Raw genomic sequence first — 26,823 nt, forward strand, 5'->3', positions numbered from 1 at the left:
CATAGATTATGAACCTTAAGTTAACACACCAGAGACTACTCGTCTCAAATTACAAAGATTCTTTTCTGTTTTACCGCGATGTCCTAGGGTTTGCTCTCGATTGGGGTGATGAAAATAGCGGTTATGCGGAATTTGATCTCGGGTCTATCCACCTGGCTGTATTCACAAAAGATTTCATGTCCCAAGTAGTCCCCAACATCGACGAACCTTCACCCACAACCAACCAAGACAAAACAATTTTAATTTTCGCAGTCGATAACGTCGATGAAGTATATCAGCAACTCCAAGAACACAATGCCACAATTGTAACGCCACCTCAAGACCGCCCAGACTGGGGAATCCGTACCGCTCATTTTCGCGATCCTGATGGGAATTTGATGGAAATCTACACCAATCTGGGTATCGTCAATTGAAAGCTACCTACAGAGACTTTGTGATTCGTGATTGGTGCCAAAGCGATCGCACAAAAGTAGCTCAAGTCATCCATTCTGTATTATCAGAATACGGTTTGGCTTGGGAACCCGAAGGCGCAGACCAAGATGTACTGCAAATTGAAGCATATTACTTAGCAACCGGGGGCGAATTTTGGGTAATAGAACAGCAAAACAATGTGGTAGGTACGGGAGCATACTACCCAGAGCATCGCACAGAAAAATCTGTAGAAATCCGCAAAATGTATCTGTTACCCAGCGCCAGAGGTTTGGGATTAGGGAAATATTTGTTACAACAATTAGAAACAGCGATCGCATCCCGTGGTTATCAGCAAATTTGGATTGAAACCGCCAGCGTTTTAGCCACAGCAGTCAAACTCTATGAAAGCAACGGCTATAAACCAGCAACAGGAGTAAAAACAACACGCTGCGATCGCGTCTATTTGAAATACCTCCATCAGCCCTAAATGTCAACTTGGACTAAACATTTTACAGGGTTACTTAACCTGTTTCTCCAATCCCATTGTCCCCTGTGCGAAAGAAACACATCTAATGACATTTGTCAATATTGTGAAAGACAGTTGCAAAAATGTTCTCTAAAAGACCCTGGTATACGGTGGCAAGACCCTATACCAGTGTTTAGCTGGGGCTTGTATGGCGGAACCCTCAAACGGGCGATCGCCGTCATGAAATACGAGAATCAATCCCAAATCGCTCGCCCTTTGGGACAATGGTTAGGGGAAGCCTGGTTATTAAATTCACCAAAATTGAATTCCCAGGTTGTGGTTGTTCCCATCCCACTCCACAAAAGCAAACTAAAGCAACGTGGCTACAACCAAGCGGCATTAATAGCACAAAGCTTTTGCCAAACAACTGGGTTAAAATTAAACCTAAATGGTTTAGAAAGAGTCAGAGAGACTAAAGCGCAGTTTGGTTTATCTGCCTCTGAGCGAGCAAAAAACTTGGCTGCAGCTTTTGTTGTGGGACAAGGATTTCGCCGCCCAGATGCTTCGGTGCTGTTAATAGACGATATTTATACTACTGGTGCTACCGCAGCAGCAGCAGTGCAAACACTTCGTCAATGTGAAATTAGCGTCTTAGGATTAGTAGCTGTTGCTACTGCTGTCAAGGATCGATAAGCACATAATTCATGGCAAGCAATGTCTGAGAACTTTATAATTGACCAGATAACCCTGTTGTTGTGGGAACACTGCTGGACATGATAAGTAAAGCTTTTGCGGTGGGTTTGAAACAAATAATCATTATTCCTGTGACGTTACTGGCAATTGGCATCACGACAAGAGCCGCTTTTGCTCAAAATAAGTTATATAGTCCAATTCCCTTAACTACAACCGGTACAGAACTATCCGATACACTCTCAGATAAAGACATTCCCACAGGACAAGGCGGATTCGCCCGCGATTATGCCGTGAAGTTGAATAAGGGCGATAATCTAGCAGTTGATTTATCTTCAGAAAACTTTGACAGCATTATCACACTGCTAGCACCTGATGGCTCAACATTGGCAGAAAATGATGACGGTCCAGATGGTAGCAGCAATTCCCTATTGTTTACCCGCATCATAGAAACAGGTACTTATATCATTCGCATCCGGTCTTTTGGCGAAACTGGGGTGGGAAACTTTAAACTCAAGGTGACAAGGCTCCAGCCGATTAAGTGAAGTTAGCAGTTCCTAGCCCTTCCAGACAATACTGGATGGGCTAAGTTTTCTAGGGGTAACTTCTTGGGTGCTACAGGATGACCTCAAATTTAGTCAAAGTGCTTGATAGCAAAAATAAACGCCTTACAAATGAACTAAGTAAGGTTTTTATCGTTTTATTCAGCTAATTTCGCAGTATTACTCAGATGCACTGTGAATAGGCTTATTTTTTGAGTAAATTCTGGTTTTTAGCCATTTTTGACGTTCTTTGTGCGTTAATTCAATTTTGTACCCCACTCTCACGTGTTCAGGTTTGAACACTGTTGGGGTTTCCATAAGTTCTTGTTTGTCTGTTACAGAAGTCTCTCGCGCTGGTAATGCTGAATCTAAAAGCATAGCCATCTTCTCCTGGTGCGATTGAAACCCACCCTAGAGGTTCCATTTTAATTATATCCCTATAGTATGGTATAGCATCTTCAGTTGAGTCAAGCGAAATTAGTGTGCCAGTCTCATCAGGAATACAATATTTAAGCCCTACCTGAATAACATACCAGATCAGCCATCTACCTATGGGCATAACTAACCTTTCGTCTTTAGGTATACTTTCTAAGTGTAAAACTTCGAGTAAATAAGGTATATCAGTTTCTTGATTTACATAAACAGCATATCTAATCAAACCTAAGAGTAAACCATTACAAGAAATTTTTATGATATTTTGGTACTCAAAGTCTGATCTATCCCATAGTTCCTGCCATTCAAACTGCCATTGACCAGACTTTGGCATATCTTCTTTTCTAGCAGGTTCTAATCTAGCCATCAGAGAAATATTATCTGTCACTTGTGTAACATTAACGTCATAGTCTCCTAATGAATACATTTGTCTCCCTGTAAGTATCATTCCACTTCCTGGTGTACGCTGGTCTTGACGACTACTTATGATCTACTGATTTTTAACTCCAAACTCCAAACTCCCAACTCCCTTAAAGACTGGTCATCACACAAAGAAATAAGGCTTCCGTCCACTCGACTACTGCGCCGTAGGTGTCTCCTGTATGTCCGCCTAATTTGTGATTGAACCATGCACCTGTCAGAGTAGCGATCGCACTTCCAGCTAATATCATTCCCAAGGCTAACAACAGGTTTTTTCTATTCAGCAAAAATAATAAACCACTCAAACCAATCAACAATAGCAAGCTCGGTAACAAATCTTTATAAGAACGAATCGCTTGTTTGTGAAATGCGCCTTTACCTGTTGGTTTAAGGTAAGCATATCGGGCGATCGCTAGCTGTTGTCCCCAACGTCCCCACCCACAAGCAGCCATCAATATCAACCAACGGTTTTCGCTTATATCTGTCAAGGCGGTTGTTTTTAACAATAGTAAGGCGATCGCCGCCATTGCCCCAAACGCACCCGTCGCACTATCAGCCATTACCGCCAGTCGCCGTTTTGGATCACCTACAGCCAAGCCATCGGCTGTATCCATCGCCCCATCTAAATGCAATCCCCCGGTAATGCTAATCCAAACGCTGACTACTAAAGCGCTACGAGTCAGAGATCCCATACCCAGATAATTCAGCAGCCCATCAAATAGCCCTAAAATTCCCCCAATTATCAGCCCTACGGTTGGGGCAAAACGTGCCACCCCCCCCAAGTCTAAATTATTCAGGTATGGCAGGGGAATACAGGTATAAAATATTATGGAAGCAGCCAGCTTTAAGAACAAGTTTTTCCACCACGGAGGCTGATTCGTCATATTCATTACATTACTAACAACCATTTGCTGAATGACGCTCACAATTCCGGCACAAGCCACAGTAGCGGATTTTAAAGCTTTAGATAAGATTTATTCGGTGTTGAGATTCATTCGGAAAATTTTGTTATGCTAGTCTCAGTAATAACTATATTTAATAGTGTTATATAATACAATTAATTGATGGTTTGAGGAAAGCAAAATTTCATCAAGAATGGCTTTTTTTGTATTCTGGAACTAATAGCTGACAGCAATGATTCGACGATCAGCCTACAAAGTTGATATTTTGGAAATATAGAGGTTTAATAACCTGTTCACTTAAGCTGTGTTCTACCTCACCTTCGCTCATGCCATATTTGTTTATGAGTCATCATCTACCCGACACCAGGATACCAGCTCCGTGCATTATTAACACGGGGATTATTGTAAATAAACTCGACATCCGGCGATTGTTGGCTGATTTAGGTCGAGTCCACTACATCTACACCCAAGAAGGCCAGTTACAGAGCGAGGGTGACGGGGATGTGATGGAAGTATTTGCCAATCCGCAACGGTCAACGCTAGTTGCTAACCATGCGCTTTATTTGAATGTTTATAGTTTTGATTATCTAGAACTGAAACAGTCTCCACAACAAGAAACCTACTTTGATCTTAAACAAGAAGGTATCTGTCTACGCTTGATTCCTCTGTCAACCACCCAGCAAGAGCGAAAGGAGCGCAATTTCAATATCAGCGCTATCGAAGCGATGATGGAGCAAGTCCTCTCAGCCAGATGGGATGCGGAATTAGATGATGATACTTCTGAATCGTTCTAATCACTAACGCTTGAGATTACTCCGCAAAGGAAATTTATAGCTTGTAGTAGCGATTTAGCGCTAAATATTGCTGTGAACTTAACGTGAAACCCTTGTAATCACGTTATATTGAGATGTTGTATCAGTCATTTATTGCAATAGTATTATTTTTACCTTGAGTCATAAATTTTCTTTTCAATGTCTTGCTTGCTGTAGCCAAACAAAAGCTAGGGCTGGAGTATTTTTCACCCCTCACGGACCAGTGGAAACTCCCAGATTTATGCCCGTGGGAACCCTGGCTAATGTCAAAACTGTCACGCCAGCCCAACTGAAAGACACGGGGGCACAAATGGTGTTATCTAATACCTATCATCTGCACTTGCAACCAGGGGAAGCAATTGTGGCTGGAGGTGGTGGGTTGCACAAATTCATGGGCTGGAATGGTCCGATGCTCACCGATTCTGGTGGGTTTCAGGTTTTTAGCTTGAGCGAAATGCGAAAAATAACTGAAGAAGGTGTGACCTTTCGCTCACCACATGATGGGCAAATTATTAAATTAACACCAGAACGCTCGATAGAAATTCAAAATATTTTAGGAGCGGATGTCATCATGGCGTTTGATGAGTGTCCCCCCTACCCAGCAACGCGCCAAGAGGTAGAAGCCGCAACTGAGCGGACTTACCGCTGGCTAGAACGCTGCATAGTGGCTCATAAACGCGATGATCAGGCGCTGTTTGGGATTGTGCAAGGGGGTGTATATTTAGATTTACGCTCACTCGCCGCTTTGACTTTGGCTAAGTTAGATTTACCAGGATACGCGATTGGTGGTGTGAGTGTGGGAGAACCACCAGAACTAGTGGCTCAGATTGTACAAGCAACAGCGCCACTGCTACCACCCGAAAAGCCCCGTTACTTGATGGGTGTCGGCACTTATCGGGAAATGGCTATTGCTATCGCTTCGGGTATAGATTTGTTTGATTGTGTAATACCCACCCGGTGGGCGAGACATGGTACCGCGATAGTCCAAGGCGATCGCTGGAATTTAAAAAATGCTAAATTTCGTGAAGATTTTGCACCATTAGATGAAACTTGTCCTTGTTATGCATGTCAAAACTTCAGCCGCGCTTACATCTCTCATCTAGTGCGATCGCAAGAAATTTTAGCTTACACATTGTTAAGCATTCATAACATTACAGAACTCATCCGCTTTACCCAAAAGATCCGAGAAGCAATCTTGCGCGATCGCTTCATGTCAGAATTTGGTCACTGGCTCAATGGCAATGATGATCTGATGCGTTCCAATTGACAAAATATCCCATAAGTAGGGTGCGTCAGGAGCGAAAAAACTTGGGTTATGCAAGACATTACTGGTACTGACTCACCCTAGGGACTCAACTATTGGGTAATTTATTTTTTGGTAGTCCCAAATGACAACTGACTCCACCATGTTAAAATTAATCTCAATTATTAATTAATGCTGTGTTGGATAGGTGGATATAAACAAACATGGAAGCAGCACTTTTGTTAGCTAAATTGCCTGAAGCTTACCAAATCTTCAACCCCTTGGTGGATGTTCTGCCAGTTATTCCCGTTTTCTTCTTGTTGCTTGCTTTCGTTTGGCAAGCTGCTGTGGGTTTTAGGTAAGTTAATTTCTTACAAATTTGCAGGACAGGTATCTTACCTGTCCTATTTTTTTTATCATCAACCGTCAACAGTTAACCGTCAACCCGATTTCTCACAAAAACCAAAAAGCGCCTGGGAGTGTTGCCGTGTTTCCACCCCAGACGCTTTTTGTTTTCAACTTGCTCCTCACACACTATTAGACTATATCACCTGTCCCAAGGGTTTGTCAGTATACTACATAACAATTTTCTAATTTCACAAAATAATGCAATTTTTGGCAGAAAATCAAAAAGCGCCTGGGAGTGTTGCCGTGTTTCCACCCCAGACGCTTTTTGTTTTCAACTTGCTCCTCACACACTCCTGAAATTTATCACCTATATTCGCAAGTGACAAGTATAGCAGGTGACAGTTTATGAACTGCACAAGAAATGGAATTTTTGGCAGAAAATCAAAAAGCGCCTGGGAGTGTTGCCGTGTTTCCACCCCAGACGCTTTTTGTTTTCAACTTGCTCCTCACACACTCGTGAAATCTATCACCTATATTCGCAAGTGACAAGTATAGCAGGTGACAGTTTATGAACTGGACTATCTGCCAAGGAAAAGTGCTGAGAGTCGGAGTCAATCAGCCAAAGCCATTGATACTGACGCACCCTAAAAACTAGTCCCCAGTCCCCATTCCCCATTCCCCAGCGATGCACTGAGCGGTCGTTGTGTCCCCAGCGATGCACTGAGCTTGCCGAAGTGCCCCCAGTCCCCATTCAGTTAATGTAAAAAGTGACGTACACCTGTAAACACCATCACCAAACCTAATTCATTAGCAGCTTTGATAGAATCTTGATCGCGTAAACTTCCGCCTGGTTGGACAATGGCTGTAATGCCGGCGTTGGCGGCGGTTCTGACGGAATCATCGAAGGGGAAGAATCCATCGCTGGCGAGAATAGCACCTTTGGCTGTTTCTTTTGCTTGTTCTAGGGCAATTTTCACTGAGCCGACGCGGTTCATTTGACCGGCGCCTACACCCAGGGTAGTGCGATCGCTAGTCACAACTATCGCATTCGATTTTACATGTTTGCACACTTTCCACGCAAATAGCAATTCTGCTAATTCGCTTTGTGTAGGTTGACGTTCGCTGACTACTTGCCATTTACTGGTGTCGGCTATAATGTCATCAGCCGCTTGGACAAGGAAACCGCCGGCAATCACTTTAACTGTTTCTTTGGGACCGGTAGTAAAATCTGGTAGAATTAAAATTCTCACATTGGATTTTTTCGCGAGAATTGCTTGGGCATCAGCTTCACAACCTGGTGCGACTACACATTCTAAAAATGTCTTACTTAACTCCTTGGCTGTAGCTACATCAATGGGACGGTTGAGGGCGACAATACCACCAAAGGCAGAAACAGCATCAGCGTTAAAAGCTTTTTGGTACGCTTCAACAATTGTATTTCCCTGTGCCGCACCACAAGGATTAGTGTGTTTCAGGATGGCTACCGCTGGGGTATCGGTAAATTCAGAAATTATCCGTCTTGCGGCTTCTAAATCAACTAAATTATTGTAACTGAGTTCCTTACCTTGCAATTTAGTTGCAGCAGCCCATCCAGTAGGGGTGCTACCAGTTTGATACCAGCCCGCGCTTTGATGGGGATTTTCGCCATAGCGCAGTGGTTGTAGTTGTTGTCCCGAAAAGCTGTATTCTTGGGGTAATTCACTTGCAGCCGGTGTCACGTAATCGCTGAGGTAGGACGCGATCGCCTGATCATAGCTAGAAGTATGCAAAAATCCTTTTAAGGCTGATTTTTGGCGAAACTCTAGGGATGGTTCCCCATTATTTTCTCGCAATTCTGCTAAATATTCGTCATACTGTCCTGGATCAGATAATACTGTCAGATGGGCGAAGTTTTTCGATGCCGCCCTCAGCATCGCCGGTCCACCGATATCAATTTGCTCAATCGCTGCTGATAATGTGACACCTGGTTTAGCAATAGTTTCTGCAAAGGGATAAAGATTCACCACCACTAAATCAATCGGGCGAATTTGATTATTTGCTAAATCTGTGATATCCTCTGCGACATCCCGCCGCGCTAAAATTCCACCATGAATTCGCGGATGTAGGGTTTTGACTCGACCACCTAAAATTTCCGGTGAACCTGTATAATCAGATACTTTGGTAACTGGTATTCCCGCCTCTTTGATTGCTTGGGCTGTTCCCCCACTGCTGATTAAATCAAAGTCAAATTCTTCCACCAAGCTACGGGCTAGGTCAATTAAACCAGTTTTATTAGATACACTCAGCAGGGCTAGACGCGCCATAATTCCCAAGTTTCCTTTGGTGTCAAAAATTTAGGGCAGAAGTTTATTTTACTGTCAGTTGTCAGTTGTCATTTGTCATTTGTCATTTGTCATTTGTCAGTTGTCAGTTGTCAGTTGTCAGTTGTCAGTTGTCAGTTGTCAGTTGTCAGTTGTCAGTTGTCATTTGTCAGTTGTCATTTGTCAGTTGTCATTTGTCAGTTGTCATTTGTCCGTAGGGTGCGTCAGTACCAGTAATATCTTGGCAATTAGGGTTTTTTCGCTCCTGACGCACCCTACCCATGTGCCAAGAAATTTTACATTTCTTGTATTGCCATTACAGACTTTGGCTTAGGATTATTGTTTGTCAGTTGTTTTTACCAATGACCAATCACAACTGACAAATGACAAATGACCAATGAGCAATGACCAATGACCAATGACCAATGACCAATGACCAATGACCAATGACCAATGACCAATGACACATGACACATGACACATGACACATGACCAATGACCAATGACCAATGACCAATGACACATGACACATGACACATGACTAAAACTTTAGACTTTATTTCCGTTCCCCCCCAAACAGGTCAAGCACCGTCTGGCTTAATCGTAACTTTACATGGTTGGGGTGCTAATGCTGATGATGTGGCATCTTTATTACCATTTTTTAACTTGCCGGATTATCAGTTTGTCTTTCCCAATGCTCCTTTTCCTTATCCTTATTCTCCTATAGGTAGGGCATGGTACGACTTGAGACAAGAAAACATGTTTCAGGGGTTAGCAGAAACGCGGCAAGTGTTAACAGATTGGTTGCTATCTTTAGATAGTAGCACTGGTGTACCTTTATCACGGACAATTTTGAGTGGATTTTCTCAAGGTGGGGCAATGACTTTGGATGTAGGATTAAATTTACCTCTAGCAGGTTTAGTTGCTATGAGTGGTTATTTGCATCCTGATGCTGACAAAGCAAATAGAAGTGGTTTTCCGCCAACGTTAATTACACATGGTACACAAGATGAAGTAGTACCACTATCAGCAGCCGTGAAGGCCAGGGAAACCTTAACATCCCTAGGAGTTACGGTCGAATATCATGAATTTAATATGGGACATGAAATTCGTCCACAAATGTTAGACGTGCTACGGAATTTCGTCGTGAATGCAATTCGTTAGCCTAAGTTACAATTTTTTTACAACTTGTGGTAAAAATCCGCAAAATTTTTACGAAATTAACGGCATCTAATGAGTAATATAGATTGGGTGGTTGCGTAACAGCGCAATTTAACCCATGCTGGATGCGAATGCTGCATTAGGGAGGGGCAAGCATTATGACAACTCTAAGCATTTCCAAGAAAGAAATTGCGTCCATGACTACTGTGGAGGTAGAAGAATTAGCTACACGTCTGGAGTTAGATAATTATAGCAATGCTTTTGAGGGTTTAAATGACTGGCATCTATTGCGAGCGATCGCTTTTCAGCGCCCGGAATTAGTTGAACCCTATATCTATCTCTTAGACTTGGAACCCTACGATGAAGCTTAACTAGTTAGGAGTGTGTAGGGGCGGGTTTAACGAGTAAATCTGTGGTAGACTACATTATTTATAAACCCGCCCGTACAGGAGTTAGGAGGCGCAAAGTTAGACCTTCGGAATAATTATCGCACTTGACTACTAACTTCTAACTCTTTGCCATGCCAAATCTCAAATCCCAAATTCTAAATCCCCAATTGACAAAAAGGGTTTTAATTGGTGTAGGTGGCGGTATCGCCGCCTACAAAGTTTGTGAATTGGTTTCAACTCTGTTTAAAATTGGCGTCCAAGTGCGGGTGGTTCTCACCAATTCTGCACGAGAGTTTATCACGCCTTTAACTTTAGCCACCCTTTCCCGTCATCCCGCTTACACAGATGACAATTTTTGGCAACCAATTCACTCCCGTCCATTGCACATTGAATTGGGTGAATGGGCTGATTTATTGGTAATTGCTCCTTTAACTGCTAATACTTTAGCAAAGTTAGCCTATGGAATGGCTGATAATTTACTGACAAATATTGTCCTGGCTTCTACAATTCCCGTGTTGTTGGCGCCAGCCATGAATACGGATATGTGGGAACAATTGACAGTGCAGCGAAATTGGCGGCAATTATTGACAGATAGCCGTTATTATGGTATCGGTACGGCGTCGGGGTTATTGGCGTGCGATCGCGTCGGTGCTGGTAGAATGGCAGAACCCCCAGAAATTTTGGCTTATATCCAATCACTGTTGCAGACTGGCGGTAAACGAGATTTAGCAGGTAAGCGGGTATTGATTAGTGCTGGGGGAACGCGAGAATTTCTTGACCCAGTGAGGTTTATTGGCAATCCTTCTACAGGTAAAATGGGATTAGCTTTAGCGCAAGCTGCACTGCATAGAGGAGCAAATGTCACCTTGGTACATGGGCCAGCCAGTTGGGATATCCCTTTGGGAGTGCAAGCAATTCCCGTCATTAGTGCAGAGGAAATGCAACAGGTAATGGTGGAGTATTTAGCAACCGCCGATGTGATCATCATGTCAGCAGCAGTAGCAGATGTGAAGCCCAGAGATTATAGTACAGAAAAATTGCCCAAGCGATCGCTTCCAGAAGCCTTACCTCTAGAACCAATCCCAGATATTATTGCCCAATTGGCACGAATTAAACAACCCCATCAGCGTTTAATTGGGTTTGCTGCACAAACTGGCGATATTGTGACACCTGCATTAGAGAAGTTGCAGAGTAAGAAATTAGATGCTATTGTTGCCAATCCCATTGATCAGGTCGATAGTGGTTTTGGCAGTGACAATAATCAAGCAGTATTTTTAGATAAATTTGGGCGTCAGGTAGAAATTGCGCCTTGTGCCAAATTGCAAATGGCGCATCATTTATTTGATTTTATACAAATAACCCGATAGGCACAAAACCCTGTGTCTTTTAGACTCCGGATGTAGCGCCAACAGTGAATTTATTCACCGTGATTTTTTCTTTTTGGTTCAGGTAAAGAATCAATCAATTCTTCTATGATTTGAGTCATAGTTTTATCTTTTTCCACCGCTAATAAGCGTAGCTTATTAATTCTGCGTTCGCTTAAAAGTATATGTAATTGCTTTTTTGGCATATATGTAGCTTATGTGTACATAATTATGCTATCATATATACAGTTAGGAAAATCATCAAGGAGGTGATTAAGTAATGCTAGTTTTAGAGTACAAAGTTAAGGCTAAAAAGCATCAATATGATGCAATTAATGAAGCTATCCGTACAACTCAATTCATCAGAAATAAAGCTATACGCTATTGGATGGATGCACCAAAGGAAGCTAAGGTTAATAAAATTGCTTTAAATAATTACTCAACAGCATTACGGAAAGAATTTAAATTTGTTGAGGAATTAAACTCAATGGCTTGCCAATCTGCAACTGAACGAGCATGGTCTGCCATTGATAGGTTCTACCAGAACTGTAAGAAGAAGAGGCAGTGCGGTCTTGGGGTCTCCCCAAGTGGAGCAACTGCCGTAGTAGCAGGTAAAAAGGGCTATCCCAGGTTTCAAAAAGATAACCGTTCTGTGGAATACAAAACTAGCGGTTGGTCATTAAACCAAGTTAAAAGACGCATAGCATTCACTGATAAAAAAGGTATCGGTGAAGTTAAACTACTTGGTAAATGGGATATCCAAACTTACTCAATTAAGCTAATTAAGCGTGTTAGATTACTCAAAAAAGCTGATGGTTACTATTGCCAATTCTGTATTGATACTGATGTTAAATCTGAATCTAGAATTGCAGATGGTGAAATAGGCTTAGATGTTGGGCTAGAATTTTTCTACTCAGATTCTCATGGTAATCATGTAGAAAACCCTAGATTTTTGAGGAAAGCTGAAAAAGTAATTAAACACGCTCAACGCCAAATTTACAAGAAGGAAAAAGGTAAAAACCAGCGTCGGAAAGCTAGCTCCAGATATGCACGTAAACATTTAAAAGTAAGTAGGCAACGGAAAGAACACGCTCTTAAATTGGCGCGTAACGTATGCAAGGCTAACGCCTTAGTAGCCTATGTTCGGCGAAGCCGTTGCCGAAGGCTAAATTTGAATATTAAAGGCATGGTAAAAAATCACTGTCTAGCCAAGAGTATTAATGATGTTTCTTGGGCACTGTTCCGTCGTTGGTTAGAATATTTTGCAGCTAAATTTAACAGCACTGTTGTTGCTGTCAATCCAAGAATGACATCTCAAAAATGCTCTGATTGTGGAACAATTGTTAAAAAATCTCTTTCAACTCGTAGCCACATTTGCAATTGTGGCTCGTACCTACACAGAGATGTTAACGCTGCCAAAAATATTTTAAATCTTGTCTCCGACACGCTCCGCGATGCAAAAGCTAGCTTGGGGCACAGGCAAAGTAACGCTTCTGGACTAGTAACCTCTACTCTAATTGGCGTCAGCCTGTTAGAGCAAGTTACTAGGATGAAGGAAGAATCCCCCGACTTTACGAGTAAGTGAGCAAAGCGAAACTTACTCAGTCGGGGGAGTGTCAAAAATTAAAGATGTATCTGCAATATCAGACTTGTACTAGCTCGGTCTCATCAGCAAAGGTTTGGAGATGTCTACACTATCAGAAACTTCTATCATCGCAGCAATTTTGCTGGTAGCTTTCGGGATTTTAGGCTGGGGCTTTTATCGCGCCAGACCTTTTGGTAAACTGGGAATCTTAGCCTGGTTACAGTCGGTGGTGTTGATGGGTCCTTGGCTATTGTTCTTTGGTTTATTTGCAGCTGGAATTTACCTCAACATAGTGGCAATATTGTTCTTGGTGGTGGGTTCCGCTGTCTTGTACATCTACGTGGGGAAACAGTTGCGCCTCGCTGGACAAGATGAACTGCTCAAGCAGCGGGCTACAGAAAGACTAGCCGCTAATGCTTCATCGGGAGGAGATACCACGCAACCCACAGGAGTTGCAGATCTCAAAGTTGAGATTTTGTCAATTCCAGAGGAAGATTTAAATGCAATTAAAGGCATTTTCGGGATTGACACATTTTTCGCCACAGAAACCATCCCCTACCAAGAAGGTGCGATTTTTAAAGGTAATCTGCGGGGTGAAGCAGAGGAAACTCACAAGCGATTGACTACGAGTTTACAGGAACGTTTGGGTGATAAATATCGCCTCTTTTTAGTGGATAACACAGACAGCAAACCCGTAGTAATTGTCCTCCCAAGTCTTACTGACCCGCGCCCGGCGTCATTATCGCAAAAAGCGTTTGCGGGTATCCTGTTGGTAGCGACTATTGCCACAACTTTAGAAGCTGCGGGTATCCTGTTGAATTTTGATTTCTTTTCCCAGCCAGAACGCTTTGCAGAAACTTTACCCATAGGACTAGGTATATTCGCCACATTAGTAGCCCATGAAATCGGTCATTGGTTACTAGCCCGTCGTCACCAAGTGCGCCTAGGCTGGCCTTTCTTTCTACCTGCGGTACAAATTGGTTCTTTTGGTGCAATTACCCGCTTTGAGTCTCTGTTACCCAACCGCAAGGCACTATTTGATATTGCTTTGGCTGGACCTGCGGCTGGTGGAATCGTTTCTGTATTAATGTTGATTGTGGGCTTACTGCTTTCCCACCCAGGGAGTTTATTTCAAGTACCAAATCAATTTTTCCAAGGTTCGATTTTGGTGGGTAGCTTGGCGCGAGTCGTCCTGGGTTCGGCTTTGCAGTCACCCCTGGTCAATGTCCATCCCCTCGTGGTAATTGGTTGGGTAGGGTTAGTCATCACCGCCTTGAATTTAATGCCGGCTGGACAATTAGATGGTGGTCGCATTGTCCAAGCGATTTATGGACGCAAAACCGCTGGAAGGGCGACATTTGCCACTTTAATTTTGCTAGGGATTGTGTCCCTTGCCAATCCCCTGGCGATGTACTGGGCGATTGTGATTCTGTTCTTACAACGAGATTTAGAACGCCCCAGCTTGAATGAAATCACTGAACCTGATGATGCTAGAGCCGCTTTGGGTCTTTTAGCTCTATTTTTAATGATTACCACCCTTTTACCCCTAACTCCCGCCTTGGCTGGGCGCTTGGGTATTGGGGGTTAGGAGTTAGCAGTTGGCTTTGCTCCCTATTCTCTGGGGCGCACGCATCTGGGCGCAAGCCTTGCGCCCCTACAAGGCTGACTGGGGAGTCTTGTAACCCATTGGACAGGTCGGGAATTTGACACTCTCCTGCCTTTAGGCGAGGAGATTCTTTAAAAGGAGATACCAGGAATGGCATTGCTCGTACCACAACTCCCAGAACCGTTTACCCGTATCCCGGTGTCGTGCGATGCGCGGTGTCAATTGCGCCTACTCCCTCCAAGCAGTGCGTAAACTGCCCATTGGGTCTACTTATCGTATGCTTGTTACTCACTCACTTAATTGTCCTTGCTTGTGGGGGCTGGGACTGGAGTACAGAGTACCGAATTACCCATGTAGAGTAACAGCCTTTTAACCAGAACGTCCCGCCACTGGGAGTTTCACCCACCAATTAAGGTCCTAGTTGCTGTGCTGATTATACCATGTAAAGCCGTCCTAGAAGGACGGGGTTTGGGACCCATTTTTCTGATGATTTGGGTACAAAAAATTATAGAATTGGTATTACTTTACTTTTTATAAATCAAAAATACTGAACCAATCGGACCCGGATTCTCCACATAAATTTTATTATTGTAATACAACCCCGGAGACATTCCGCCATCAAATAATAACCCTTCTTGAATCTTACCCAAACAATTATTCCTAGCAATTCCTGTTAAAACATCATCAAACTGATCTGGAAGTAACTCTTGATTACCTGGAGAAAAATCAATATTTGAATTAGCCTTAGCATCATTAACCAGCAAGATTACATAACCTCGGTCGGTGATAGCTGCCATTGAGCGATTTGTGGCACTTTTACAAGCAAATTCCCCCAAATCTCGACAAATATCTTTAAATTTACCACCACGATAAAATCTACCATTACCACCCACCAAATTGTAATTGAGAATCTCAGTTTTTCTTCTGCCAGCATTAATAGTCGCCTGTCTATCCTGCGGTTTACCGCCTGATATCCCAAAAGAAGAACGCTTATTTTTAAAGTCTCCTGAATACTCAATACCGCGAGAAATATTCAAGCCTTGGGGTTTATCATCAGTACCGATATAGTCAGCATTAATTGCAGCAAGTGGCGCTAGTCCATCTAATTGAGAATTTTGATCAGCAATGATTTGACGAAACTGTTTTGGCACATAATCTTTTCGCAATTTACCCCGATTATCTTTTACATAAAGCTTATGAGATAAACCAACATTGACCTTAAAATCCAACTTCTCAGATTTCGGATTAAAAATAATCACATGATTAATGCCTCTAGCATATTTTTTCCCCTGATTATTAGCTTGAAAAAACTCAATACTGAACCGAGAATCTCTCCCAGGACAATTTGTAGATTGTGCGATCGCTGATTTGGCATCAAGCTTTTGACAACCTGATAATAAACTCATCATGATGATGAAAACAAACACCCATGAGCTTCGTAAACAAAATCCAATGAAAAATCTTTTTCCCCCTCCTCCCTCGCGCTTAGGGGGTAGGGGATAGGGTTCTATATTCAGCAGAGATAAGAAAAATAATTTTGACATATTTATGATTTACCAGATCAAAAAAACCCGCTACAGCAATACTATAGCGGGTATTTAATATTTCAATCTGGAGTTAATTCAAAATTCGGAATTAAGAAAGCCACTCTAAAACAGCATCTTCTTTGGTATTAGTATTTCTGGATGGAGTCTCACGCTCAAAATTCATGTGAATTGATCGCGTTTGTTCACCATCAGCAGCCACAGCCAAGATAGGATAGTCAATTACACCATCTTGGAAGGACATCTGGAAGCGGAATGTACCATCTGCATTCAGCTTAATTGGACGACCGCCAATAGTCACGGTAGCATCGGGTTCGGTGGCACCATAGACAATCAATTCAGCGTCAGCAATTAACCAGAATTTGCGGGGACGGACTGGTACCGCAGAGGCCGAGAAGCCCACACCAGACATTCCCACACCAGACATGGTTAAACCAGAGACGGTGGGAACAGCCCACATACCCACACCAGATGGGAAAATGTAGGAGCTGATGGCTTGTTCGGGACGCGCTGAACCAGGAACTTGCTGCATAGAACCGAATATAGAACCTGCAACCCGTTGGGCTTCAGCAGATTCAGCCAAGCCAAAGATTTCCTCATAGATGGGGTTGGCGTGACCATTGGCTGCTGTTGCAATCTTCTTAGCTGGGGGTACCAATTCGTAGACGGTTTTACCACGCAACTCTTCTTCAAAGTTGACAGTCACAAACACATCTTCAATCCAGTCAGAAGGATAGACGGGAGGAATATGTACTCGTGCAGAACGCGTTAATACCAACCAGCGGCCATCAGCAGTACGATAGCCAATATCGATGACATAATCGCGATCGCTCACTGGAATTGGTAGATACCATTCTCTTGCTAGTTCATCAGCAGGATATTCCTGTAGGCTGTGGGGGCTTTGGTAATCGAGATCAATATCAGTGACATCGTAAATCCGCAGCGCCAGCTGTTGTCCCCCTTGACGCCGTAGTTCTTGTTTATGCTCATTGGGAATATCCCAATATGTGTAAGCCCACTGAGGATCTCGGGGTAGTAATACGATGCGACTGTCACCATAACCAGCGGGTAAATCTGCCAGTGCTTCATCAACATCAGCTAGAGATCCACCGGTACGGTCTATCTGACCCAACTCGAATTTTGCAGCTTCCACGGTTTCCTGTGCCTCCAGTGAATGAGATAGACTAAGCGAAAATTTGTTGTTCTGGGCTTCTTGAATTGATGCCAGTAATTGTGATTTACGCATTCGACTGTAGCGATAAATGCTATATTCGCTAGCGACTTTACGTAGTTGCCGCAGTGTCATTTCCTCTAACGGTGGGCGTTCTTTTGCCATGAATTTGGCCTCCAGTAGTTTGAAAGATTAATGATTTCCCTGGTTAAAGAATGCGATTTAAAATGTCATCCACTCCAGATGAATTTATTATTCCTGACTCCTGGTTTTGCCCAGTTTTTAAGTTTTTTAGTCTTTTTTAAAATTGGTCACTCCTTTGAAATTCCTAGTTATGCCGAAATCAGCATTTCTTTGGGATCACAGGAGTGCTGTTTGTTAAGTAAATATTAACCAGTAACCCTGGGTCGGGATCAAGGGGTCTAACGTCGTTAATTTGCCTGTTTCACGAATTTATTAGCCCTGCGGGGATTGTAATATCATGGTTTCATGACTTAAGCCCTATTTACAGCCATTTCCCAGGGGCATAATGTCAACGTTTCATGACACATAAGTTGAAATGCTTGATATCAAAGCCTTGAGACCATCTGAGCTTGCTGATATTCGCTAAAGCGTGTCAAATTATCGTTTACTTCCCAATCCCCAATAGTAAGGAGTAATGAGTAATGAGTAAGGAGTAATGAGTAATGAGTAATGAGTAATGAGTAATGAGTAATGAGTAATGAGTAAATTAATCCAATCCCCAATCCCCAATCCCCAATCCCCAATCCCTGGTAACTGAGCGGAGCCGTACCACTACGTGGAAGCAAGCTACGCGTAGCGTCCGCACCAGAAGTGCAATCCCTGGTCACTGAGCGGAGCCGAAGTGCAATCCCTAGTCCTTGATTTTATTCACAACTGACATACTCTGAATCCGCCATACACCTTGTTTCCGAATCAAATCATACTGAACTCGGATACTTTCATTAGAAAATTTCTGAATCCGACCATTTTCATAGAACTGTGTTACTTCCTTCACCGTAGCTTGTACCGCTGCGTGATCTGGGTCTGAGTCAGTTTTCTCAACAGATTCTATCTTCAAATTATGCTCATATTTCCGATAGCGGTTTTCTGCCTTTTCTTGTTGGGCAATTTGCCGCCATTGAGATAAAGTTGAACCAGTTAAAATCTGCTGTAAATTTTCAATTTCATGGTTTGTCCCCAAAGCGGCGGCTTTGGAAGCTAGCCAAGTTCTAATAACTTCCTCTGCTGTTGCATTTGTCAGCGGACCATCTGGTGAATATGGTTTACTGTTTGGGTCAGGAATAGGTATAGGTGGTTGATTAATTTGGATCATCAATTGTTCGCCTTGTAAAGATGACCCAGGTAAAAATAGATTTTTTACGAATCCAAAGGTAGTAGAAACTATCAACCATAAAAAGAATATAACGGCAAAAGTTGCCAATATAGTCAACACTAAGCGCGTTTTCCCGGTGATAAAATTGGCTAAAGTTCGCCGTCGCTGGGGATAGCGATAACGATGACCAGATGCATCATGTTCTCGGCTATTAACAGGACTTGGCTGTCGCCGCCTACGCTTTTGAGTTTGATCTGGTGGAGAAACTTTAGCTGAACCATTCAAATTTTGGCTTGTTCCTTTGCTAAAACGTTCAGCAGGAGGAAAATGTGCTATGGGTGTTTCTGGTTTTCTCCCTCCAGCAGATGGAGGATTAGCTGAGTTATTCCATTTGGGTGACGACGAGTGGGAATAATCAGATTTTTCTCTAGTTGCTGTTTGGGGCAAATCTGGCTCTGGTGTTCTCCTTTGATTGAATTGTCGAGCAACTCCATTACCATCATTGAAATTGCGACGACGGGGATTATTTATCTGAGGAGGTGGAAAAGATTGGCGGTTAATTACAGCCCATTCATTAGTTGTTTCTGCATCCGTGGGTAAGGCTTCTAAATAAGCTTGTACCTTTTGCTGGGCAAAGTAATCTTTCAGGGAAGCTGGCTGCTTTGCCAAATCGCGAAAATGAGGAAACACCTCGTGTTGTAACCAATGTTCTCCATATAAACATAGCCCTGGTAACAAGTCTGGTGAATCTTGAGATTTTTCGCGAATAAAAGCTAGGGCTTCATACTCCTGACTAAGTTCTAAAACACGGGTAGCCTCTTCAGTTTGCCCCAGTAGCAGCGCACATAGAGATTGTTCTAAATGTACATCTTGGCGCTTGCCCAGAAGCATCAGCATTTGTTTAGCTTGGCGAATTAAAGCCGGTTGACGTTGGGCAAATCCGCGTGCTATCAAGGCATATACAGCTAAATAAGTGGCGACAGCCGAGGGGCGTTTGCTTTCTGCTTCAAATAACTCGTGCTGTTCTGCGACTGTTAAGTAGTTACGCAACTGCTGGATAAATCGCAGAAAATCATCTATGTTCAGGCCAGATTCATCGTTACCATTGCCATCAATCCCCGCACGATCATCTAAGATATTTTGCAATAATTCCAAGCCCTGGCGTCGTTCAGCAGTTTTGACTTGTGGTAACGCCAGTAACTCCAAAATGCGATAGGGACGCAATTTGTATAAATCTGCTTGAATTTCTGCTTGTACACTGCCAAATAGCCCTTCGCGAGATAGCATTTCCTGACCAGTTTCTAGAGAAATCGCGGCATTTTCGTAGTGACCTTGCTGCCATTGTTCACGCCCTAGTTCTAAGCAGGCTAGGGCAACAGTGAGAATAATATCTGGACGGTCAGCACTTTCGTCGAGTGCGTCCCTGTCCAAATTATTGCCGATTTTGACAGCTACTCCATCGTTTTTACTGACTAAGTAAGGACGACCAAGTTTAAGTACAATTTCGTACTCACCTAACTCCTGGAGAATCAATAACGCACCAACTAATTCCGCTTCTTCAATTTCAATACTGAGGCTTTGGGCGTCGAACCCATTGTGATTGTTACTTTGTTGGCGATTTTCAACTGCAACGGTGGCAGAGGCTGTACCGTCAGGATCATAGGCGTGAGCAAGATACAGCTGATCGTAACTGCTACGTTCTTTGGGATCAGATAAAACCACGTAAGCTTCTTCTATAAGTTGTTTGCGAGCAGAAATTGCTGTTCTTGAATACTCCCGTCGCGGCAATTGTACAATGCGATCGCTGTATGCCTGTCGCAATTGTTCATGACTTGCCGCCAAGGGTAGTCCTAAAATTCGGTAGTAATCTAGCGGAATTCGCACAGTCTACTTCCCCTGCACCGTGATCAACATAATTCACCTAGAGCATTCCAGGCATGTATAACCGTGCCATAATAATACCGTGTTGACTTGGCACTACAAGTGTATCTTGCAACTACCTGTTTTGTGCCTTCTCCAAATTTGAGTCATATTCTAGTCCCCATATTTTGCTTTCGCCTAGAAAGGGTCAGCATTTTGTCTTAATTCTTAGTATTTTTATGGTTCAGCACGGTCAAAAGTTTTTCACACCATCCATAATAATGAATATGAGTTTTAGCTTACCCCTGGTATGTGGCGTAAGATACACACCCTGATTAGAAATATGACAATTGGAGAAGGAAATTATATCATCCTTAAACTAAGATTACAATTATCTAGCTACAGACAGAAATTTTTATGGGCATTTTTGCCAAATTGTTAATAGTTATGCAGAAAGTCAGCGATTCTGATTGATAGTCTATCAAAGAGAGTAGAGCTAGATTTTATCGTAGCTCTGCTTGTTAGGTTAGTTCCTCTGTAACTGTAACTACAGCCTGAGAAATTAAAAATTAACAATTTGCCTTTTGAGAATGGAAATAAGTGCCGCGTATACGCAGTAGCTTATACTACATATACATCGAAGTCTAGAGCCGTTGCGTCTCTCCTGACGAAAAATCAGGACTTCTACCAGTGACAATTGAGATGGTAAGTTTAAATTTAACCACAGGGATACTAAAAAATAATGGTTCAAGAGCGCACGTTACCCAAATTTGATGCTGCTACCGCCCAGATCACAAAAGAAGAAGGGTTGCTGTTGTACGAGGATATGACATTAGGGCGCTTCTTTGAAGATAAATGCGCTGAAATGTACTACAGAGGCAAAATGTTTGGTTTTGTCCATCTTTACAATGGTCAAGAGGCTATTTCCACTGGCGTGATTCAAGCAATGCGACCAGGCGAAGATTACGTGTCCAGTACCTACCGCGACCACGTACATGCTTTGAGTGCGGGAGTACCAGCAAGAGAGGTAATGGCGGAACTGTTTGGTAAAGCTACAGGATGCAGCAAAGGCCGTGGTGGTTCCATGCACATGTTTTCTGCCGAACATCGTTTATTAGGTGGTTATGCATTTGTGGCTGAGGGTATTCCTGTGGCTGCTGGTGCGGCTTTTCAAAGTAAATACCGCCGCGAAGTTTTGGGAGACCCCAACGCCGACCAAGTAACCGCTTGCTTTTTTGGTGATGGTGCTGCTAATAACGGTCAATTTTTTGAGACACTAAATATGGCAGCTTTATGGAAACTGCCAATTATTTTTGTGGTAGAAAATAATAAGTGGGCAATTGGCATGGCTCACGATCGCGCCACTTCTGACCCAGAGATTTACAAAAAAGCCAGTGTATTTAACATGGTTGGCGTTGAAGTCGATGGTATGGACGTGCTAGCAGTACGAGCTGTAGCCCAAGCAGCCGTTGCTCGCGCCCGTGCTGGTGAAGGACCGACATTGATCGAAGCCCTCACCTACCGCTTCCGGGGTCACTCCCTCGCCGACCCAGACGAACTCCGCAGCAAAGCTGAGAAAGAATTCTGGTTTGCTCGTGACCCAATTAAGAAGTTAGCTACTGATCTAATTGAAAAAGACTTAGCAACTGAGGCAGAATTGAAAGCCATTGAACGCAAGATTCAAGCAGTCATCGATGAAGCCGTGAAGTTCGCTGAGAGTAGCCCCGAACCAGACCCCAGCGAGTTATATCGCTTTATTTTCGCCGAAGACCAGTAAAATAGGGACTGGGGACTGGGGACTAGCGACTGGCAAAATGCCCCATTCCCCATGCCCTATGCCCTATAAGGAATAAATTTGTGTTTACCATCGCCGAACAACAGCAACAATACAAAACCTACATTCTTTCTGACCAAAGCACTGGCTCCCAAGTGGAAGTCGTCCCAGAACGTGGTGGTATTATCACCCGTTGGCGCGTCCAGGGACAAGAAATCTTTTATCTAGATACCGAACGCTTTACTCATCCTGAATTAAGTGTTAGGGGTGGAAATCCCATTTTGTTTCCCCTCTGCGGCAATTTACCCGATAATATTTACAATATTGATGGGCAGCAGTATACTATTAAGCAGCATGGCTTTGCCCGTGAATTACCTTGGGAAGCAACTGACCAAAACACCGAAGATAAAGCTAGCCTGACTGTCGTTCTCAAAAGCAACGAGCAAACACGAGCAGTTTATCCCTTTGACTTTCAGCTGGTTTTTACCTATCAACTCCAAGGTAATACCTTAAAAGTTCATCAGGAATATCAAAATCTGTCATCCACACCAATGCCATTTTCGGCTGGTTTCCATCCTTACTTTTTGGTGGATGATAAAACTCAGCTACAGATTGAAATTCCCTCTGGGCAGTATCAAGATAATAAAACCAAGCAAATTAACTCCTTTAATGGCAATTTTGATTTTGACCAGGATGAAATTGATTTTGCTTTTGGACAACTAACTAGTAAATCTGCTGCGGTAATAGACAAGAGCCGTTCCTTAAAACTTACCCTAGATTACGATGATTTCACCACCTGGCTGGTCTTTTGGACGGTCAAAGGCAAGGAATTCTACTGTTTGGAGCCGTGGAGTGCTACCCGCAACTCCCTTAACACTCGCGAAAACCTGACTGTGTTACCACCAGGAGCTAGCTGCACAGCCTCTTTTAGCTTAACAGCGAATTTCTTCTAAACTCCTTGACAATTTTCCATATATCTATGATATAATTGGAAAGTTGCAAAAACAAATAAACGGGTCGCTAACTCAACGGTAGAGTACTCGGCTTTTAACCGATTAGTTCCGGGTTCGAATCCCGGGCGACCCATGTAAAATTGAAAGACCTGAAAACGAATTACTTTCAAATCTTCCCCAATTTGGTAGGATAGACCTAATCACAGGTGAAATTGTCATGGTGAAAACACCCACACAGCTGACTATTCCTCCTCTAGTAAATGGCGACAAACTCACACGCTATGAATTTGAGCGTCGCTATAATGCCATGTCCCCCTCGAAAAAAGCCGAATTAATTGAAGGGATAGTCTACATTATGCCTGCTGCTCTGCGTTTTAGAAGTCACGGTCAACCTCATGCTTGGATTCTCACATGGCTTGGTACTTACGAAGCCGCTACCGTAGGTTTGGCGCTGGGTGTGGAACCGACTGTGCGCTTAGACGTGGATAACGAACCTCAGCCAGATGCGGTTCTGATTATCATACCAGAAGCAGGTGGTCAAGCGCGATTGACTGAGGATGATTATATTGAAGGTGCGCCAGAGTTAGTTGTCGAAATTGCTGCTAGTAGTGTAGCTATTGACCTTCATGGCAAAAAACAGGCTTATCGCCGCAATGGTGTGAAAGAATATATAGTTTGGCAAGTTTTGGAGCAAAAATTGAGTTGGTTCTATTTAGAACAGGGTGAGTATTTGGAATTAGTACCTGATGATGGAATTATGCGAAGTCAGGTTTTTCCTGGGTTATGGTTAGGGGTGAGTGATTTGTTAGCCGGAAATATACAACAGGTTTTGACAGTATTACAAGCAGGTTTGCAGTCTGCTGAACATGGGGCTTTTGTAGAGAAATTAGCCCGTAAGTAATTGAAACTGGTAATTTTCGGTGTACAGCATCAGTCAAATTATGTTATGCCCAGAAAAAGGTAAATCTCAATCATGATTCTGGGATATCCTTAAATAGATTAGAGATTTGCTGAATTTAAAGATAAGAATGAAGCTGGCAGCAAGAGTAAGTCAGGTAACACCTTCAATCACCTTAGCGATCGCCGCCAAGGCTAAGGCAATGAAGGTAGAGGGTATAGATGTTTGTAGTTTTAGCGCTGGTGAACCGGATTTCGACACCCCAGTACACATCAAAGCAGCAGCAGCAAAGGCTTTGGATGAAGGTAAAACTAAGTACGGTGCCGCAGCTGGTGAACCAAAGTTACGGGAAGCGATCGCCCACAAGCTAAAAACTGAGAATCGTCTAGATTATAAGTCAGAAAATGTCATCGTCACCAATGGCGGTAAACATTCTCTGTACAATTTGATTGTGGCCTTGATCGACCCAGGTGATGAGGTGATTATCCCGGCTCCCTACTGGCTGAGTTATCCCGAAATGGTAACTTTGGTAGGTGGAGTATCGGTAATTGTCAACACAGACGCAACGACGGGTTATAAAATTACTCCCGAACAACTCCGCAAAGCAATTACGCCCAAGACTAAGTTATTTGTCCTCAACTCCCCATCCAATCCTACGGGGATGGTATACACGCCAGAGGAAATTAAAGCCCTGGCTGATGTAGTAGTTGATGCAGATATCTTTGTGGTTTCTGATGAGATTTACGAAAGGATTCTCTACGACGGTGCAGAACATATCAGCATCGGTTCCCTAGGTAAGGAAATTTTTGACCGCACTTTAATCAGTAATGGGTTTGCTAAAGCTTACTCGATGACAGGTTGGCGCCTCGGCTATTTAGCCGGTCCAGTGGAAATTATTAAAGCAGCAAGTACCATCCAAGGGCATAGTACATCGAACGTGTGTACCTTTGCTCAATATGGGGCGATCGCCGCGTTAGAAAGTTCCCAAGACTGTGTTGAACAAATGCGCCAAGCTTTCGCTAAACGGCGTCAGGTCATGCTAGACCGACTCAACGCTATTCCCGGACTAAGTACCGCCAAACCCGATGGCGCCTTTTATCTGTTCCCCGACATCAGCAAAACCGGACTCAAATCTCTGGAATTTTGTGACGCTTTGTTAGAAGAACATCAAGTAGCAGTCATTCCCGGAGTTGCTTTCGGCGCTGATAACAATATTCGCCTTTCCTACGCGACCGACCTGGCGACAATTGTCAAGGGAATGGACAGATTGGAGAAATTCGTCAAATCTCGCATTTAGTCGGTTGACGGTTGAGGGTTGACGGTTGACTGTCAACAGTTAACACTCAACAGCCAATACAGTTCGGTTACAGCAATTTTCACGCAATAACCACAGATCTTCGTAGGGGCGCAAGGCCTTGCGCCCCAAAACCGTAGTTCAAATTTCCTCTAATCCCTATTAGGGATTGAAACCAAATTTCCTCGCTATGGAGGGTTTAGCAATGCTAAACCCCTACTTTCGATGTGTTTATTATCATGCATATTTGGTGTTTACTGTCAATGCGTAAGTCCTAGTAACGAATGGGTAGGATTTACCCATCGTTTAACAGCGTAGGAGGTAGATTTAATCGGAAATGAGCAAGTGGTAATTATGACATAGAGCAATGAGTTTCTCTTTGAAGCGATCGCGAAGGTTTTCTGGTGATACAATTACACAATCTGGGGTATACTGCATGACTTCGCGAATAAACCAAAAGGTATTGGATACCCGCCTGACAACTCGCCGCACTCTTTGTGTGTCTGGTAGCCATTCATTGGTTTTGTCTTCTGGTTTGGCTTGATAAGCAAAGGCTAAATTACCCAATATCTGCATTTCTACGTCTATCTGAGCTAACCCAGAACGCCACTCGCCAGCAACAGGTAAAACGGCGGCGTCTTGGATGCGGTCTAAACGCAAACTCCAATTATGCTGTAATTCTACTACATCAAAATTGCCTTCTGTCTCATCACACCAGCAATCAAGGTATTGCCGATTTTCGTGGGGTGTAACTTTAGCATGACGCACTGTAAAATTAAATACTTGTTCTCTGGCATCTTGATAACTGAGTTGAAAAGATTGCTCACGGAGAATATAGCGGTCTATTTGTAACCGCCAAGCTGGGGGTGTATTCTCTAAGAAGCTTTGAATTTCCTTTCGCAGTGGGGTTGATAATTCGCTGCGTTCTAGTAACAAGTGAGCGATAATTTCCGCTTGTTCAATTTGTCCGATGTCGGTTAAAGCACCAATACACCGATGCAAAGTGCGGATACGCGATTCTTGCCAGTCGTTATTTTTACCAATGATTAACTTACGTTGTGCGATCGCCTTGATTAACTTGGAGATATTGGGATCATTTCCCCACATCATCCCAAATTCACGGGCGATCGCTTCTAGTTCAGCTTTGTCCCGTTCTGATACCGATAGGGTAATTGATTGACCTTTGCGACTCATATTTATACGGACACTTTTACACGGATATCTCTTGCCAACCTATATTTTGCATGGCAATATAGGGATTAACAAGCTGTTACGGACAATTTTTTAAGTGTATGTCCGAATATAGAATTAGGGGAAAAGGA

28 protein-coding genes and 1 tRNA gene are annotated in these 26,823 nt (G+C 43.2%); 18 read left to right on the forward strand and 11 right to left on the reverse strand.

The genetic code is table 11. The annotated features are described in order from the left end of the window. Positions 1-8 precede the first annotated feature (8 nt). From HEQ19_03270 to HEQ19_03285, 4 genes are all read left to right on the forward strand, one after another. Positions 9-413, forward strand: coding sequence for a VOC family protein (locus HEQ19_03270; GenBank protein ID WYL98686.1), 405 nt, complete (start codon positions 9-11; stop codon positions 411-413). Further along, positions 410-898 (forward strand): GNAT family N-acetyltransferase, encoded by a 489-nt coding sequence (locus tag HEQ19_03275; GenBank protein ID WYL98687.1) that lies wholly within the window; start codon positions 410-412, stop codon positions 896-898. Before HEQ19_03270 ends, HEQ19_03275 begins: the two co-directional genes overlap by 4 nt. Then, positions 899-1,570, forward strand: a complete 672-nt coding sequence (locus HEQ19_03280; protein ID WYL98688.1) for a ComF family protein — start codon at positions 899-901, stop codon at positions 1,568-1,570. 80 nt (positions 1,571-1,650) lie between these two features. Next, positions 1,651-2,112 (forward strand): PPC domain-containing protein, encoded by a 462-nt coding sequence (locus tag HEQ19_03285; protein ID WYL98689.1) that lies wholly within the window; start codon positions 1,651-1,653, stop codon positions 2,110-2,112. Positions 2,113-2,398: 286 nt separating this feature from the next. Here HEQ19_03285 and HEQ19_03290 read toward each other — a convergent pair whose 3' ends face one another. Further along, positions 2,399-2,968: a hypothetical protein gene (locus tag HEQ19_03290; GenBank protein ID WYL98690.1), complete on the reverse strand. Its 570-nt coding sequence runs from the start codon at positions 2,966-2,968 to the stop codon at positions 2,399-2,401. A 103-nt stretch (positions 2,969-3,071) separates the two neighbouring features. Next, positions 3,072-3,845, reverse strand: coding sequence for an adenosylcobinamide-GDP ribazoletransferase (cobS, locus tag HEQ19_03295; GenBank protein WYL98691.1), 774 nt, complete (start codon positions 3,843-3,845; stop codon positions 3,072-3,074). Positions 3,846-4,204: 359 nt separating this feature from the next. Between cobS and HEQ19_03300 the strand changes: the two genes are divergently transcribed. The 3 genes from HEQ19_03300 (at position 4,205) to HEQ19_03310 (ending at position 6,280) form a co-directional block, all read left to right on the forward strand. Beyond that, complete coding sequence (locus tag HEQ19_03300; GenBank protein WYL98692.1) at positions 4,205-4,657, forward strand: hypothetical protein; 453 nt, start codon at positions 4,205-4,207, stop codon at positions 4,655-4,657. Positions 4,658-4,811: 154 nt separating this feature from the next. Next, positions 4,812-5,942, forward strand: a complete 1,131-nt coding sequence (gene tgt, locus HEQ19_03305; protein WYL98693.1) for a tRNA guanosine(34) transglycosylase Tgt — start codon at positions 4,812-4,814, stop codon at positions 5,940-5,942. A gap of 200 nt (positions 5,943-6,142) precedes the next feature. Beyond that, positions 6,143-6,280 (forward strand): photosystem II reaction center protein K, encoded by a 138-nt coding sequence (locus HEQ19_03310; GenBank protein WYL98694.1) that lies wholly within the window; start codon positions 6,143-6,145, stop codon positions 6,278-6,280. A gap of 512 nt (positions 6,281-6,792) precedes the next feature. Here HEQ19_03310 and HEQ19_03315 read toward each other — a convergent pair. Together HEQ19_03315 and purH are read right to left on the reverse strand one after the other, a co-directional pair. Further along, the gene (locus tag HEQ19_03315) at positions 6,793-7,017 is read right to left on the reverse strand and encodes a hypothetical protein (GenBank protein ID WYL98695.1); all 225 of its coding nucleotides are present in this window, start codon (positions 7,015-7,017) and stop codon (positions 6,793-6,795) included. Between the two features lie 4 nt (positions 7,018-7,021). Then, positions 7,022-8,569, reverse strand: coding sequence for a bifunctional phosphoribosylaminoimidazolecarboxamide formyltransferase/IMP cyclohydrolase (purH, locus tag HEQ19_03320; protein WYL98696.1), 1,548 nt, complete (start codon positions 8,567-8,569; stop codon positions 7,022-7,024). 65 nt (positions 8,570-8,634) lie between these two features. Between purH and HEQ19_03325 the strand changes: the two genes are divergently transcribed. Beyond that, on the forward strand, positions 8,635-8,784 hold the full coding sequence (locus tag HEQ19_03325) for a hypothetical protein (GenBank protein WYL98697.1): 150 nt from the start codon (positions 8,635-8,637) through the stop codon (positions 8,782-8,784). A 118-nt stretch (positions 8,785-8,902) separates the two neighbouring features. On the opposite strand, the gene HEQ19_03330 is transcribed toward HEQ19_03325, so the two are convergent. Next, positions 8,903-9,103, reverse strand: coding sequence for a hypothetical protein (locus HEQ19_03330; protein ID WYL98698.2), 201 nt, complete (start codon positions 9,101-9,103; stop codon positions 8,903-8,905). Between HEQ19_03330 and HEQ19_03335 the strand changes: the two genes are divergently transcribed. The 3 genes from HEQ19_03335 (at position 9,104) to coaBC (ending at position 11,483) form a co-directional block, all read left to right on the forward strand. Continuing rightward, positions 9,104-9,730, forward strand: coding sequence for an alpha/beta hydrolase (locus tag HEQ19_03335; GenBank protein WYL98699.1), 627 nt, complete (start codon positions 9,104-9,106; stop codon positions 9,728-9,730). Between the two features lie 155 nt (positions 9,731-9,885). Next, entirely contained in the window at positions 9,886-10,098 is a 213-nt protein-coding gene (locus HEQ19_03340) for a DUF2555 domain-containing protein (GenBank protein ID WYL98700.1), read from the forward strand. A 149-nt stretch (positions 10,099-10,247) separates the two neighbouring features. Then, on the forward strand, positions 10,248-11,483 hold the full coding sequence (coaBC, locus tag HEQ19_03345) for a bifunctional phosphopantothenoylcysteine decarboxylase/phosphopantothenate--cysteine ligase CoaBC (GenBank protein ID WYL98701.1): 1,236 nt from the start codon (positions 10,248-10,250) through the stop codon (positions 11,481-11,483). Positions 11,484-11,533: 50 nt separating this feature from the next. Here coaBC and HEQ19_03350 read toward each other — a convergent pair whose 3' ends face one another. Further along, entirely contained in the window at positions 11,534-11,686 is a 153-nt protein-coding gene (locus HEQ19_03350; GenBank protein WYL98702.1) for a hypothetical protein, read from the reverse strand. 74 nt (positions 11,687-11,760) lie between these two features. On the opposite strand from HEQ19_03350, the gene HEQ19_03355 reads away from it, so the two are divergent. Together HEQ19_03355 and HEQ19_03360 are read left to right on the forward strand one after the other, a co-directional pair. Continuing rightward, positions 11,761-13,065, forward strand: a complete 1,305-nt coding sequence (locus HEQ19_03355) for an RNA-guided endonuclease TnpB family protein (GenBank protein ID WYL98703.1) — start codon at positions 11,761-11,763, stop codon at positions 13,063-13,065. A gap of 100 nt (positions 13,066-13,165) precedes the next feature. Further along, positions 13,166-14,653 carry a site-2 protease family protein gene (locus tag HEQ19_03360; protein ID WYL98704.1) on the forward strand — a complete coding sequence of 496 codons (1,488 nt, stop codon included), beginning with the start codon at positions 13,166-13,168 and terminating at the stop codon, positions 14,651-14,653. A 542-nt stretch (positions 14,654-15,195) separates the two neighbouring features. Here the strand turns inward: HEQ19_03360 and HEQ19_03365 are convergent. The 4 genes from HEQ19_03365 to HEQ19_03380 form a co-directional block, all read right to left on the reverse strand. Further along, positions 15,196-16,080, reverse strand: a complete 885-nt coding sequence (locus HEQ19_03365) for a phosphodiester glycosidase family protein (GenBank protein ID WYL98705.1) — start codon at positions 16,078-16,080, stop codon at positions 15,196-15,198. A 226-nt stretch (positions 16,081-16,306) separates the two neighbouring features. Beyond that, on the reverse strand, positions 16,307-17,551 hold the full coding sequence (locus HEQ19_03370) for a DUF4912 domain-containing protein (protein ID WYL98706.1): 1,245 nt from the start codon (positions 17,549-17,551) through the stop codon (positions 16,307-16,309). A gap of 404 nt (positions 17,552-17,955) precedes the next feature. After that, complete coding sequence (locus HEQ19_03375; GenBank protein ID WYL98090.1) at positions 17,956-18,237, reverse strand: hypothetical protein; 282 nt, start codon at positions 18,235-18,237, stop codon at positions 17,956-17,958. Positions 18,238-18,260: 23 nt separating this feature from the next. Then, positions 18,261-20,606 (reverse strand): IMS domain-containing protein, encoded by a 2,346-nt coding sequence (locus HEQ19_03380; protein WYL98707.1) that lies wholly within the window; start codon positions 20,604-20,606, stop codon positions 18,261-18,263. A 718-nt stretch (positions 20,607-21,324) separates the two neighbouring features. On the opposite strand from HEQ19_03380, the gene pdhA reads away from it, so the two are divergent. The 5 genes from pdhA (at position 21,325) to HEQ19_03405 (ending at position 25,504) form a co-directional block, all read left to right on the forward strand. Next, positions 21,325-22,359: a pyruvate dehydrogenase (acetyl-transferring) E1 component subunit alpha gene (gene pdhA / locus HEQ19_03385; GenBank protein WYL98708.1), complete on the forward strand. Its 1,035-nt coding sequence runs from the start codon at positions 21,325-21,327 to the stop codon at positions 22,357-22,359. 80 nt (positions 22,360-22,439) lie between these two features. Next, positions 22,440-23,309 (forward strand): aldose epimerase, encoded by an 870-nt coding sequence (locus tag HEQ19_03390; protein ID WYL98709.1) that lies wholly within the window; start codon positions 22,440-22,442, stop codon positions 23,307-23,309. A 61-nt stretch (positions 23,310-23,370) separates the two neighbouring features. After that, a tRNA-Lys gene (locus HEQ19_03395) sits at positions 23,371-23,442 on the forward strand. 84 nt (positions 23,443-23,526) lie between these two features. After that, positions 23,527-24,210: a Uma2 family endonuclease gene (locus HEQ19_03400; protein WYL98710.1), complete on the forward strand. Its 684-nt coding sequence runs from the start codon at positions 23,527-23,529 to the stop codon at positions 24,208-24,210. Positions 24,211-24,337: 127 nt separating this feature from the next. Next, on the forward strand, positions 24,338-25,504 hold the full coding sequence (locus HEQ19_03405; protein ID WYL98711.1) for a pyridoxal phosphate-dependent aminotransferase: 1,167 nt from the start codon (positions 24,338-24,340) through the stop codon (positions 25,502-25,504). Between the two features lie 324 nt (positions 25,505-25,828). On the opposite strand, the gene HEQ19_03410 is transcribed toward HEQ19_03405, so the two are convergent. Continuing rightward, complete coding sequence (locus HEQ19_03410; protein ID WYL98712.1) at positions 25,829-26,695, reverse strand: WYL domain-containing protein; 867 nt, start codon at positions 26,693-26,695, stop codon at positions 25,829-25,831. Between the last annotated feature and the right edge of the window lie 128 nt (positions 26,696-26,823).

The organism is Gloeotrichia echinulata CP02 (assembly GCA_038087035.1).
GTDB lineage: Bacteria > Cyanobacteriota > Cyanobacteriia > Cyanobacteriales > Nostocaceae > Gloeotrichia > Gloeotrichia echinulata.